Raw genomic sequence first — 13,244 nt, forward strand, 5'->3', positions numbered from 1 at the left:
GGCTGCGCCGGCGATCATCATGTCGTCAGCGTCCGCAGCAGGTTCTTGTAGTCCTCGCGGATGTCCGCATCGGATTCTTTCAGTTCGTTGATCTTGCGGCAGGCGTGCAGCACGGTGGTGTGGTCGCGGCCGCCAAACATATCGCCAATCTCAGGCAAGCTGTGGTTGGTCAGCTCTTTGGACAACGCCATAGCTACCTGACGCGGACGCGCTACCGAGCGCGATCGACGCTTGGACAGCAGATCGGAGATCTTGATCTTGTAGTACTCAGCGACGGTGCGCTGAATGTTATCCACACTGACCAATTTATCCTGCAGCGCCAGCAAGTCCTTCAGCGACTCGCGGATCAGCTCGATGGTGATATCGCGGCCCATGAAGTGCGAGTGAGCGATGACCCGCTTCAGCGCGCCCTCCAGCTCACGCACGTTGGAACGAATACGCTGGGCAATGAAGAAGGCTGCGTCATGCGGCAAATCCACCTTGGCCTGGTCGGCCTTCTTCATCAGGATCGCAACGCGGGTCTCGAGTTCTGGCGGCTCGACTGCAACAGTCAAACCCCAGCCGAAGCGCGATTTCAGACGCTCTTCAAGGCCTTCGATTTCCTTCGGATAGCGGTCGCTGGTCAAAATCACCTGCTGACCGCCTTCAAGCAAGGCGTTGAAGGTGTGGAAAAACTCTTCCTGCGAACGCTCCTTGCGGGCGAAGAACTGAATGTCATCGATCAGCAGCGCATCGACTGAGCGGTAGAAGCGCTTGAACTCGTTGATGGCATTGAGCTGCAGCGCCTTGACCATGTCGGCCACGAAGCGCTCGGAATGCAGGTACACCACCTTGGCATTCGGGTTCTTCTTCAGCAGGTGGTTACCCACAGCGTGCATCAAGTGAGTTTTCCCCAGGCCTACACCGCCATACAGAAAGAGCGGGTTGTAACCATGCTTGGGGTTATCCGCCACCTGCCACGCAGCCGCACGGGCAAGTTGGTTGGATTTACCTTCCACAAACGTATCGAAGGTGAACGTGCGGTTCAGATAGCTGGTGTGCTTGAGCGCACCTTCTACCTGCACAGTGCGCTGTTCAGTGCGCCCAGGTGCAGTTGGCTGCACGGGCGTATCGCCGCCCATCGAGTCAAAGCTGTGGCGCGAAGTCGGCTCTTCGACTTCGTTGACCATTACCGGCTCGATCGATTTGGCCGCAGTGCGCTCTTCAGACGGAGCCGCAGGTGCAGGCTGCTGAGACTGTGCAATCGCTGCCGCCGCAGCACTGACCGGGGCGTTGGGAGCTGCGCGTGCTGCAGAACTGCGGCGGCTGCCTATCAACAAGGACAGCGCCGGTGCGATGCCGCTGCCGTGCTCACCCAGCAGCTCAAGCAGCCGGCCCAGGTACTTTTCATTGACCCAGTCGAGGACGAAGCGATTAGGCGCGTATACGCGCAGCTCGTCGCCTTCGGCTTCGACCTGTAGTGGACGGATCCAGGTGTTGAATTGCTGGGCAGGCAGTTCGTCGCGCAGAAGCTCCACGCACTGCTGCCAAAGTTCCACTGACACGGATATCCCCTGAGTTGAAAGCCGGATGAGGCAAAAAGCAAACCGCCATTGTACCGGGCGGGTGAGTACTTATCCACATAAGAGCGGCATGGATAGCGTGCCAAAGCAGCCAATTCATGTCCGAAAAGCCATCTTAAACCCTGAATAAGCTCTGTGGATAACCCCGCATAAGGGCTATGCACAACCCTGGGTTGAAGCCTGTGGATAAAACCCCTGTGGATAAACAGCCATTCGATCCACAGGTTTCGACCATGCGCAGCACAAGCGCAGCACCTGTTTCTGACAGAGTCTACGATCTCTGTACATAGCATGGATAAAGGGCTGCGTAATGTTATCCACAGAAAAGGCTGTGTATAAGATCTATAAGTTATTCAGAAAAGCTTTATATATGCCTCTTTTATATTTTCATATTGAGCGTGTCTGTGAAAAGCGCTCAGACCGATGACACACTCGGTCCAGCACCACCTCATCCACCTCGCCGATGAAAAAAGTGCTGCCATCCATAAGGAAAGGCTGGTTGGAAATTGACCTATTGGCTTGCTTTCTCTAGAATCGCCGATCTCTTAAAACGGGGGCCATTCCGGCCCGTGTCGTCGAACCCAGGTAACACGCCATGAAACGTACTTTCCAACCAAGCACCATCAAGCGCGCGCGCACCCACGGCTTCCGTGCCCGTATGGCCACCAAGAACGGTCGTGCAGTACTGTCGCGTCGTCGCGCCAAAGGCCGTAAGCGTCTGGCCGTTTGATTTTTCGGCACAGGTGGTGAGTCAGGACTTCAGTCGGGATAAGCGACTGCTTACAGCCCGGCACTTCAAAGCGGTCTTCGACTCGCCAACTGGCAAGGTTCCAGGCAAAAGCCTGCTTATCCTTGCCCGCGAGAACGGCCTCGATCACCCGCGCCTCGGCTTGGTGATCGGCAAGAAGAGCGTCAAGCTTGCCGTTCAACGCAATCGCCTCAAACGTTTGATGCGTGATTCCTTTCGTCTGAATCAGCAGAGTCTTGCTGGGCTGGACATTGTGATCGTCGCGCGCAAAGGCTTGGGCGAGGTAGAAAACCCAGAATTGCACCAACACTTTGGCAAACTCTGGAAGCGCCTGGCTCGCAGTCGGCCCTCTCCAGCGGTAACTGCCGATCCTGCAGGGGTAGACAGTCCAGATGCGTAAACTGGCCCTCGTTCCGATCCAGTTTTACCGTTACGCCATTAGTCCTCTGATGGCCAGCCACTGTCGTTTCTACCCCAGCTGCTCCTGTTACGCCTACGAAGCCATTGAAAACCATGGCCTCTTGCGTGGCGGGTGGCTAGCCGTTCGTCGCCTGGGGCGTTGTAATCCGTGGAACGACGGCGGTTTCGATCCCGTCCCACCCGCTCCCTCCTCCCGAACTTCTTCGATAGCCGAGTAATCATGGATATTAAACGCACGATCCTGATCGTCGCCCTGGCAATCGTGGCCTACGTGCTGGTCCTTAAATGGAACCAGGACTACGGTCAGGCTGCTCTGCCGACTCAGCATACTGCTGCCAGCAACGCTGCACCGGCTTTGCCGGACACCGTACCGGCTGGTAACAACGACGGCGCCAGCGCCGACGTGCCGAGCGCCAATGCTGATGCCAGCCCGGCCGAACTGGCTCCAGTGGCCGTCAGCAAGGACCTGATCCGCGTCAAGACCGACGTCCTTGATCTGGCTATCGACCCGGTCGGTGGTGACATCGTCCAGCTGAACCTGCCGCAATTCCCGCGTCGTCAGGATCATCCGGATATCCCGTTCCAGCTGTTTGACAACGGCAATGAGCGCACCTACCTGGCCCAAAGCGGCCTGACCGGCGCCAATGGCCCGGACGCCCGCGCCACCGGTCGCCCTGTATATGCCGCCGAGCAGAAGAGCTTCCAGCTGGCCGATGGCCAGGAACAACTGGTCGTCGACCTGAAGTTCAGCGAGAACGGCGTCAACTACATCAAGCGCTTCAGCTTCAAGCGCGGCGAGTACGATCTGACCGTCAGCTACCTGATCGACAACCAGAGCGGCCAGGCCTGGTCGGGCAACATGTTTGCTCAGCTCAAGCGTGATGCCAGCTCCGATCCATCGTCGAGCACCGCGACCGGTACCGCGACCTACCTGGGCGCTGCCCTGTGGACGCCGTCCGAGCCGTACAAGAAAGTGTCGATGAAAGACATCGACAAGGGCAGCCTGAAAGAAACCGTATCCGGTGGCTGGGTTGCCTGGCTGCAGCACTACTTCGTAACTGCCTGGATTCCGGCCAAGTCGGACAACAACGTCCTGCAGACCCGGAAAGACAGCCAAGGCAACTACATCATCGGCTACACCGGCCCGGCGCTCAGCGTGCCTGCTGGTGGCAAGGTCGAAACCAGCGCCATGCTGTACGCCGGTCCGAAGATTCAGTCCAAGCTCAAGGAGTTGTCCCCAGGCCTGGAACTGACCGTCGACTACGGCTTCCTGTGGTTCATTGCCCAGCCGATCTTCTGGCTGCTGCAACATATCCACAGCCTGCTGGGTAACTGGGGCTGGTCGATCATCGTCCTGACGATGCTGATCAAAGGTCTGTTCTTCCCGCTGTCGGCTGCCAGCTACCGTTCGATGGCGCGCATGCGTGCCGTATCGCCGAAACTGGCCGCGCTGAAGGAACGCTTCGGTGACGATCGCCAGAAGATGTCCCAGGCGATGATGGAGCTGTACAAGAAAGAGAAGATCAACCCGCTCGGTGGCTGCTTGCCGATCCTGGTGCAGATGCCGGTGTTCCTGGCCCTGTACTGGGTTCTGCTGGAAAGCGTAGAGATGCGCCAGGCACCATGGATGCTGTGGATTACCGACCTGTCGATCAAGGATCCGTTCTTCATCCTGCCGATCATCATGGGCGCGACCATGTTCATTCAGCAGCGCCTGAACCCAACCCCGCCGGATCCGATGCAGGCGAAGGTCATGAAAATGATGCCAATCATCTTCACCTTCTTCTTCCTGTGGTTCCCAGCTGGTCTGGTGCTGTACTGGGTTGTGAACAACTGCCTGTCGATTTCGCAGCAGTGGTACATCACTCGCCGTATCGAAGCAGCCTCCAAAAGTGCTGCCGCCTAACAGGCTGATACGCTAGCCTGTGAATAAAAACGCCCCCTCGTGGGGCGTTTTTGCTATCTGTGTAATGAATTTGTGGAGAGGCTTGCGAGCATGAACCCTGTGCGTGAAACCATCGCCGCGATTGCCACCGCCCAAGGCCGCGGTGGGGTTGGCATCGTCCGGCTGTCCGGTCCATTGGCGAGCGAGGCCGGGCTGGCCATTACCGGCCGCAGCCTGAAACCACGTTATGCACACTACGGCCCGTTCCGCGACCAGGACGGCCTGGTGCTCGACGAGGGCATCGCGTTGTTCTTCCCCGGGCCGAACTCGTTCACCGGCGAAGACGTGCTCGAGCTGCAGGGCCACGGCGGCCCGGTGGTATTGGACATGCTCTTGCAGCGTTGCCTGCAGTTGGGCAGCCGCCTGGCGCGTCCGGGTGAATTCAGTGAGCGGGCTTTTCTCAACGACAAACTCGACCTGGCCCAGGCAGAAGCCATCGCCGACCTGATCGAGGCCAGCTCGACTCAGGCTGCGCGAAATGCACTGCGGTCACTGCAGGGCGAGTTTTCCAAACGTGTGCACAGCCTGACCGAAGCATTGATTGCCTTGCGCATCTACGTCGAGGCGGCGATCGATTTTCCCGAAGAGGAGATCGATTTCCTCGCCGATGGCCACGTACTGGGCATGCTCGATGAGGTTCGCACTGCGTTATCCACAGTGCAGAAGGAAGCAGGCCAGGGCGCATTGCTGCGTGACGGCATGAACGTGGTGATCGCCGGCCGGCCCAATGCCGGCAAGTCGAGCCTGCTCAACCGGCTGGCCGGGCGCGAAGCGGCGATCGTAACTGAAATCGCCGGCACCACCCGGGACATCCTGCGTGAACATATCCACATCGATGGCATGCCGTTGCACGTTGTGGATACCGCAGGCCTGCGCGATACCGATGACCATGTGGAAAAGATCGGGGTGGAACGTGCGTTGAAGGCAATCAGCGAAGCTGACCGTGTGCTGCTCGTCGTCGACAGTACCGCGCCGGAAGCGGCAGATCCCTTCGCTTTGTGGCCCGAATTTCTCGACCAACGGCCAGATCCGGGTAAAGTCACCCTGATTCGCAACAAGGCCGACCTCAGTGGTGAAGCGGTTGCAGTTGAACAATGCGCCGATGGTCACGTCACCATCACGCTTAGCGCCAAGGGCGATGACACCGGCTTGGAGCTGCTGCGCGAGCACCTGAAAGCCTGCATGGGTTATCAACAGACCTCCGAAAGCAGCTTCAGCGCGCGTCGGCGCCACCTGGAGGCGCTGAACATCGCAAGTACGCATCTGGAGCACGGTCGTGCTCAGCTCACGCTGGCGGGCGCGGGAGAGCTGCTGGCCGAGGATCTGCGCATGGCGCAGCAGGCACTCGGCGAAATTACCGGTGCGTTCAGCTCGGACGACCTGCTCGGGCGCATCTTCTCCAGCTTCTGTATCGGTAAATAATCCACAAATCTGTCGCCGACGGGCCTGAGCGCAGGCCTTTCGGCCCATGACAGCGGCAGCACACTGGACGCAATGTCCGGTTTTACTCCCTCCTTTGTAAAAAATCCCTAATCCGTGGCTGCTGATTTTGATCAACAGGCTCGTTCTCTGCGTCTAAGCTCTGTGGATAAGCCGCCCTTAGCTCAGTTGATAACCATGCTTTTTTTCTGAGGATAAATCCGCCTGTGGGTAACATGGCATTCTATCCACAGGCTCAAAGGGCTTATCCAGAGCCCTCATAGGCACATGGACACAGGGTTTAATTCCTCTGTACATACCATGAATTCTGGCCTGTAGCGTTCTATCCACAGATAATGGCCTGCATAGAAATAAACATAAAAACAAAGCTTTTAAATATTTTCCTTTTTAATTTCTGTTATCCCGTTCATCCACAGGCTGGTCAAAATTTGCGCAGACGGTTTCTTTAGAAGGCAGGAAGTCGCATACTTGTCCGCTTAATTTTTCTATTCGCGAAACAGGCACGAGGTGCGTGGTGGATTTCCCTTCCCGTTTTGAAGTGATCGTCATCGGCGGCGGCCATGCCGGTACCGAGGCTGCGCTTGCGTCTGCACGCATGGGTGTAAAAACCCTGTTGCTGACCCACAACGTGGAAACCCTCGGTCACATGAGCTGCAACCCAGCTATCGGTGGCATCGGCAAGAGCCATCTGGTCAAAGAGATCGATGCGCTCGGCGGCGCCATGGCGTTGGCCACCGACAAAAGCGGTATCCAGTTCCGTGTTCTGAACAACCGCAAAGGTCCAGCTGTACGGGCAACCCGTGCCCAGGCCGACCGCGCTATCTACAAGGCGGTGGTACGCGAGATTCTCGAGAACCAGCCCAACCTGTGGATTTTCCAGCAGTCCTGTGACGACCTGATCGTCGAGCAGGACCAGGTCAAGGGCGTGGTTACACAAATGGGTCTGCGCTTTTTCGCGGATTCAGTGGTGTTGACCAGTGGCACCTTCCTCGGCGGGCTTATCCACATCGGCATGCAGAACTACAGCGGTGGTCGCGCCGGTGACCCGCCTTCCAATGCCTTGGCCCAACGCATGCGTGAACTGCCGCTGCGTGTCGGTCGCCTGAAAACCGGTACACCGCCACGCATCGACGGCCGCTCGGTGGATTTCTCGGTAATGACCGAGCAGCCGGGTGATACACCGATTCCAGTGATGTCGTTCATGGGCAACGCGCAGATGCATCCGCGTCAGGTCAGCTGCTGGATTACCCATACCAACGCCCGCACCCACGAGATCATTGCCTCGAACCTGGATCGCTCGCCGATGTATTCGGGCGTGATCGAAGGCGTCGGCCCGCGTTACTGCCCGTCGATCGAAGACAAGATCCACCGCTTTGCCGACAAGGACAGCCACCAGGTATTCATCGAGCCGGAAGGCCTGACTACCCACGAGCTGTACCCCAACGGCATTTCCACTTCGTTGCCGTTCGATGTGCAACTGGAGCTGGTGCGCTCGATCCGTGGTATGGAAAACGCCCACATCGTGCGCCCCGGCTATGCCATCGAGTACGACTACTTCGACCCGCGTGATCTCAAGTACAGCCTCGAGACCAAGGTCATCGGCGGCTTGTTCTTCGCCGGTCAGATCAACGGCACCACCGGTTACGAAGAGGCCGGTGCACAAGGTTTGCTCGCCGGGACCAACGCTGCGCTGCGCGCGCAGGGCCGTGACAGCTGGTGCCCGCGGCGCGACGAGGCCTACCTCGGGGTGCTGGTCGATGACCTGATTACCCTCGGCACCCAGGAGCCGTACCGCATGTTCACTTCACGTGCCGAGTACCGCCTGATCCTGCGCGAAGACAACGCCGACCTGCGCCTGACCGAGAAGGGCCGTGAGCTCGGCTTGATCGACGATCAGCGTTGGGCCGCGTTCTGCACCAAGCGCGAAGGCATCGAACGTGAAGAACAGCGCCTGAAATCCACCTGGGTGCGCCCTAATACTGCGCAAGGCCAAGCCATTGTGGATAAGTTCGGCACGCCGCTGAGTCACGAGTACAGCCTGCTCAACCTGCTGGCCCGCCCAGAAATCGACTATGTCGGCCTGATCGAGGCTACCGGGGGCGAAATCCTCGATGCACAGGTTGCCGAGCAGGTCGAAATAAAGACCAAGTACGCCGGCTACATTGACCGCCAGCAGGAAGAAATCGCCCGCCTGCGCGCCAGTGAAGACACCCAGTTGCCTGTGGATATCGACTACACGACGATTTCCGGGCTGTCCAAAGAGATCCAGAGCAAGCTTGGCCAGACCCGTCCAGAGACTCTCGGCCAGGCTTCGCGTATCCCCGGCGTCACGCCGGCGGCGATTTCGCTGTTGTTGATCCACCTGAAAAAACGCGGCGCTGGCCGCGAATTGGAGCAAAGCGCTTGAGTTCTTCGGTCACCCCGCAGCACGCAGAAGAGTTGTCCACAGGCGCGCGCCAGCTCGGCGTCGCCCTGAGTGAGCAGCAGCACCAGCAATTGCTGGGTTATCTGGCCCTGTTGATAAAATGGAACAAGGCCTACAACCTCACCGCAGTGCGCGATCCTGATGAAATGGTTTCGCGGCATTTGCTCGACAGCCTCAGCGTGATGCCGTTTATCCATAGCCACGCGCAAAGCTGGCTCGATGTTGGCAGCGGTGGTGGCATGCCCGGTATCCCGTTGGCGATTCTGCACCCGCACAAGCAAGTGACCCTGCTCGACAGCAACGGCAAGAAAACCCGCTTTCTGACCCAGGTGAAGCTGGAGCTCAAGCTCGACAACCTGCAGGTTATCCACAGCCGGGTCGAGGAGTATCAACCGGCGCAGCCGTTTGCCGGGATCATCTCCCGAGCGTTCAGCAGCATGGAGAACTTCACCGGCTGGACGCGCCACCTCGGTGACACGCAGACGCACTGGCTTGCAATGAAAGGGCTGCATCCTGCCGACGAACTGGTAGCATTGCCCGCAGACTTCACAGTCGAAAGCGAGCAGGCCCTGACCGTTCCGGGTTGTCAGGGCCAGCGTCATCTGCTGATACTGCGCCGCAAGGCATGACTGGGAACACACGCAACAATGGCTAAGGTATTCGCAATTGCGAACCAGAAGGGTGGTGTGGGTAAAACCACCACCTGCATCAATCTCGCCGCATCGCTGGCTGCGACCAAGCGTCGTGTGCTGCTGATCGACCTCGATCCGCAGGGCAACGCGACCATGGGCAGCGGGGTCGACAAGCATGAGCTCGAGCATTCGGTCTATGACCTGCTGATTGGCGAATGCGACCTGGCCCAGGCGATGCACTACTCCGAGCACGGTGGCTATCAGCTGCTGCCGGCCAACCGCGACCTGACCGCCGCGGAAGTCGTCCTGCTGGAAATGCAGGTCAAGGAGAGCCGCCTGCTCAATGCGCTGGCGCCGATCCGCGACAACTACGATTTCATCCTGATCGACTGCCCGCCGTCGTTGTCGATGCTGACGCTCAATGCGCTGGTAGCCTCCGATGGCGTGATCATCCCGATGCAGTGCGAGTACTACGCATTGGAAGGTCTCAGCGACCTTGTGGATAACATCAAGCGCATCGCCGCCAAGCTGAACCCGCAGCTGAGGATCGAGGGTCTGCTACGGACGATGTTCGATCCGCGCCTGAGCCTGAACAATGACGTCTCGGCGCAGCTCAAGCAGCACTTCGGCGACCAGCTCTACGACACCGTGATCCCGCGCAACATTCGCCTGGCCGAAGCGCCAAGCTTCGGCATGCCGGCGCTGGCCTACGACAAGCAATCGCGTGGCGCGCAGGCTTATCTGGCCCTGGCCGGCGAGCTGGTCCGCCGCCAACGTCGGCCATCACGCACTGCACAAACAACTTAAGGAATCCGCATGGCCGTTAAGAAACGAGGTCTCGGACGTGGGTTGGATGCACTGCTCAGTGGTCCTTCCGTCAGCTCGCTCGAGGAGCAGGCTGTCAAGATCGACCAGAAAGAACTGCAACACCTGCCGGTCGAGCTGATCCAGCGTGGCAAGTACCAGCCACGCCGTGACATGGACCCGGAGGCGCTGGAAGAGCTGGCCGCCTCGATCCGTATCCAGGGCGTGATGCAGCCGATCGTGGTCCGTCCGATCGCTGATGACCGCTTCGAGATCATCGCCGGTGAACGCCGCTGGCGGGCGACTCAGCTGGCTGGCCTCGACACCATCCCGGCGATGGTCCGCGATGTGCCCGATGAAACCGCCATTGCCATGGCACTGATCGAGAACATCCAGCGTGAAGACCTCAACCCGCTGGAAGAGGCGATCGCCCTGCAACGGCTGCAGCAGGAGTTTGAACTGACTCAGCAGCAGGTTGCCGATGCGGTCGGCAAGTCGCGGGTGACCGTGGCCAACCTGCTGCGCCTGATCTCGTTGCCGGAGGCGATCAAGACCATGCTCGCTCATGGTGATCTGGAGATGGGCCATGCGCGTGCTTTGCTCGGTCTTGAAGAGAATCGGCAGGAAGAGGGGGCGCGTCATGTTGTCGCACGTGGCCTGACCGTGCGCCAAACCGAGGCACTGGTACGCCAGTGGTTGAGCGGTAAACCTGATCCGGTAGAACCGAACAAACCTGATCCGGACATCGCTCGCCTTGAACAGCGTCTGGCAGAGCGGCTGGGCTCCGCAGTGCAGATTCGCCATGGCAACAAGGGCAAAGGCCAGCTGGTAATCCGTTATAACTCGCTAGATGAGTTGCAGGGTGTGCTTGCTCACATCCGCTGAAACAATTCCTGTTGTAGCGCGTAGTCGGAAATCACTACCCAAGAGTTGAATAGGGGTTAAACCACCCCTATACTCTGCGCGCATTTTGTCGGCACAAATTATGCCAAGTCGATGCTGACTTGAGGGTCGACATTCGAGGAGTAGTGGTGATGGAAACCCGCACGCCAAACCGCTTGCCTTTCCATCGCTGGGCGGTTTTTCCGGTGCTGCTGACGCAATGTGTCGTTGTCCTGCTGGCAACTTTGGTGTTGTGGCAGTGGAAGGGTGCAGTCAGTGGATATTCAGGCCTCTGTGGAGGACTGATTGCCTGGTTGCCCAATGTGTATTTTGCCTGGAAGGCTTTTCGCTTTAGCGGAGCCCGGGCAGCGCAGGCCATCGTCAAGTCGTTCTACGCAGGCGAGGCAGGCAAATTGATTTTGACGGCAGTGCTGTTTGCACTGACCTTCGCAGGAGTGAAGCCATTGGCGCCGTTAGCAGTCTTCGGCGTCTTCATGCTGACCCAACTGGTCAGCTGGTTCGCGCCCCTGCTAATGAATAAAAGACTTTCGAGACCTAAGGGCGTTTGAGGCAACCATGGCAGCAGAAACCGCTTCGGGCTATATCCAGCACCACTTGCAGAACCTGACCTACGGTCAACTACCAGACGGCAGCTGGGGCTTGGCCCATTCGGCTGCTGAAGCCAAGGCTATGGGTTTCTGGGCATTCCACCTGGACACCCTGGGCTGGTCGGTTGCACTGGGTCTGATCTTCCTGTTCATCTTCCGCATGGCAGCCAAGAAGGCCACTTCCGGCCAACCTGGCGGTCTGCAGAACTTCGTCGAAGTGATGGTCGATTTCGTTCACGGCAGCGTGAAGGACTCGTTCCACGGTCGTAGCCCGGTGATTGCACCGCTGGCGCTGACTATCTTCGTCTGGGTATTCCTGATGAACGCCATCGACCTGGTACCGGTTGACTGGATCCCGCAACTGGCGATCCTGATCTCGGGCGACCCGCACATCCCGTTCCGCGCTGTGTCGACTACCGACCCTAACGCTACTCTGGGCATGGCCCTGAGCGTGTTCGCGCTGATCATCTTCTACAGCATCAAGGTCAAGGGCATCGGCGGCTTCATCGGCGAACTGACCCTGCATCCGTTCGGCAGCAAGAACGTCTTCGTTCAGGCGCTGCTGATCCCGGTCAACTTCCTGCTGGAATTCGTTACCCTGATCGCCAAGCCGATCTCGCTGGCCCTGCGACTGTTCGGCAACATGTATGCCGGCGAGCTGGTGTTCATCCTGATCGCGGTGATGTTCGGCAGCGGCCTGCTCTGGCTCAGCGGCCTGGGCGTGGTGCTGCAATGGGCGTGGGCTGTGTTCCACATCCTGATCATCACACTGCAAGCATTCATCTTCATGATGCTGACCATCGTCTACCTGTCGATGGCGCACGAAGATAACCATTAAGACCGCCTGGCGTGTCTGATAGCCTTCCCCGCCTGGCTGGGGGGAGGGCTGAAAAAGTCCGCAAGGGCAGCTGTACCAAACGATTCGTTTTACCGCTTCAAACTAAAAAACCTAACCAATACGACGTAAAAGTCGGGAGGAAAGATGGAAACTGTAGTTGGTCTTACCGCTATTGCTGTTGCTCTGCTGATCGGTCTGGGCGCACTGGGCACCGCCATTGGTTTCGGCCTGCTGGGCGGCAAGTTCCTCGAAGGTGCTGCTCGTCAGCCTGAGATGGTTCCAATGCTGCAGGTCAAAATGTTCATCGTTGCCGGTCTGCTCGACGCCGTAACCATGATCGGTGTTGGTATTGCTCTGTTCTTCACCTTCGCAAACCCGTTCGTTGGTCAACTCGCTGGCTAATCATCTCGTCCTACGAGTTGATGGCTGGTGATGAACAAAGACCGAGCGAGGTGTTGGCGTGAACATTAATGCAACCCTGATTGGCCAATCCGTTGCCTTCTTGATTTTTGTTGTTTTCTGCATGAAGTACGTTTGGCCTCCGGTCATCGCTGCTCTGCAAGAACGTCAAAAGAAGATTGCCGATGGTTTGGACGCTGCCAACCGCGCAGCTCGCGACCTGGAGCTGGCCCAAGAGAAAGCGGGTCAGCAACTGCGTGAAGCTAAAGCACAGGCAGCTGAAATCATTGAGCAGGCCAAGAAACGCGCTGCTCAGCTTGTCGAGGAAGCCCGTGACCAGGCCCGCGTCGAAGCTGACCGTGTGAAGGCTCAGGCTCAGGCCGAGATCGAACAGGAACTGAACAGCGTCAAAGACGCCCTGCGTGCCCAAGTGGGTGCCCTGGCTGTTGGCGGTGCTGAGAAGATCCTTGGGGCCACAATCGATCAAAACGCGCATGCGGAGCTGGTTAACAAACTGGCCGCTGAAATTTAAGCGAGGGCG

General features: G+C 58.4%; 14 protein-coding genes. 13 read left to right on the forward strand and 1 reads right to left on the reverse strand.

Annotated elements, in window-relative coordinates:
• Positions 1–17 precede the first annotated feature (17 nt).
• Entirely contained in the window at positions 18–1,544 is a 1,527-nt protein-coding gene (gene dnaA / locus CXQ80_RS23810) for a chromosomal replication initiator protein DnaA (RefSeq protein WP_101322783.1), read from the reverse strand.
• A 613-nt stretch (positions 1,545–2,157) separates the two neighbouring features.
• On the opposite strand from dnaA, the gene rpmH reads away from it, so the two are divergent.
• From rpmH to CXQ80_RS23875, 13 genes are all read left to right on the forward strand, one after another.
• Complete coding sequence (rpmH, locus tag CXQ80_RS23815) at positions 2,158–2,292, forward strand: 50S ribosomal protein L34 (RefSeq protein WP_002551315.1); 135 nt, start codon at positions 2,158–2,160, stop codon at positions 2,290–2,292.
• A 13-nt stretch (positions 2,293–2,305) separates the two neighbouring features.
• Positions 2,306–2,710, forward strand: a complete 405-nt coding sequence (rnpA, locus tag CXQ80_RS23820; RefSeq protein ID WP_101322784.1) for a ribonuclease P protein component — start codon at positions 2,306–2,308, stop codon at positions 2,708–2,710.
• Complete coding sequence (yidD, locus tag CXQ80_RS23825) at positions 2,703–2,948, forward strand: membrane protein insertion efficiency factor YidD (RefSeq protein WP_101322785.1); 246 nt, start codon at positions 2,703–2,705, stop codon at positions 2,946–2,948. Before rnpA ends, yidD begins: the two co-directional genes overlap by 8 nt.
• A gap of 2 nt (positions 2,949–2,950) precedes the next feature.
• Positions 2,951–4,636 carry a membrane protein insertase YidC gene (gene yidC, locus CXQ80_RS23830; protein WP_101322786.1) on the forward strand — a complete coding sequence of 562 codons (1,686 nt, stop codon included), beginning with the start codon at positions 2,951–2,953 and terminating at the stop codon, positions 4,634–4,636.
• Positions 4,637–4,726: 90 nt separating this feature from the next.
• Positions 4,727–6,097, forward strand: a complete 1,371-nt coding sequence (gene mnmE, locus CXQ80_RS23835) for a tRNA uridine-5-carboxymethylaminomethyl(34) synthesis GTPase MnmE (protein ID WP_101322787.1) — start codon at positions 4,727–4,729, stop codon at positions 6,095–6,097.
• A gap of 532 nt (positions 6,098–6,629) precedes the next feature.
• Positions 6,630–8,522: a tRNA uridine-5-carboxymethylaminomethyl(34) synthesis enzyme MnmG gene (gene mnmG, locus CXQ80_RS23840; protein WP_101322788.1), complete on the forward strand. Its 1,893-nt coding sequence runs from the start codon at positions 6,630–6,632 to the stop codon at positions 8,520–8,522.
• Positions 8,519–9,169: a 16S rRNA (guanine(527)-N(7))-methyltransferase RsmG gene (gene rsmG, locus CXQ80_RS23845; protein ID WP_101322789.1), complete on the forward strand. Its 651-nt coding sequence runs from the start codon at positions 8,519–8,521 to the stop codon at positions 9,167–9,169. Before mnmG ends, rsmG begins: the two co-directional genes overlap by 4 nt.
• A gap of 18 nt (positions 9,170–9,187) precedes the next feature.
• Entirely contained in the window at positions 9,188–9,979 is a 792-nt protein-coding gene (locus CXQ80_RS23850) for a ParA family protein (RefSeq protein ID WP_101322790.1), read from the forward strand.
• 9 nt (positions 9,980–9,988) lie between these two features.
• The gene (locus CXQ80_RS23855; protein ID WP_101322791.1) at positions 9,989–10,861 is read left to right on the forward strand and encodes a ParB/RepB/Spo0J family partition protein; all 873 of its coding nucleotides are present in this window, start codon (positions 9,989–9,991) and stop codon (positions 10,859–10,861) included.
• Positions 10,862–11,010: 149 nt separating this feature from the next.
• Entirely contained in the window at positions 11,011–11,427 is a 417-nt protein-coding gene (locus CXQ80_RS23860) for a F0F1 ATP synthase subunit I (RefSeq protein ID WP_101322792.1), read from the forward strand.
• Positions 11,428–11,434: 7 nt separating this feature from the next.
• Positions 11,435–12,304 (forward strand): F0F1 ATP synthase subunit A, encoded by an 870-nt coding sequence (atpB, locus tag CXQ80_RS23865; protein WP_101322793.1) that lies wholly within the window; start codon positions 11,435–11,437, stop codon positions 12,302–12,304.
• Positions 12,305–12,448: 144 nt separating this feature from the next.
• Positions 12,449–12,706: a F0F1 ATP synthase subunit C gene (gene atpE / locus CXQ80_RS23870; RefSeq protein ID WP_002555987.1), complete on the forward strand. Its 258-nt coding sequence runs from the start codon at positions 12,449–12,451 to the stop codon at positions 12,704–12,706.
• Positions 12,707–12,764: 58 nt separating this feature from the next.
• Complete coding sequence (locus CXQ80_RS23875; protein ID WP_101322794.1) at positions 12,765–13,235, forward strand: F0F1 ATP synthase subunit B; 471 nt, start codon at positions 12,765–12,767, stop codon at positions 13,233–13,235.
• Positions 13,236–13,244 lie beyond the last annotated feature (9 nt).

It is taken from the genome of Pseudomonas sp. 02C 26, from assembly GCF_002843585.1.
In the GTDB taxonomy this organism is placed as follows: Bacteria; Pseudomonadota; Gammaproteobacteria; order Pseudomonadales; family Pseudomonadaceae; genus Aquipseudomonas; species Aquipseudomonas shirazensis.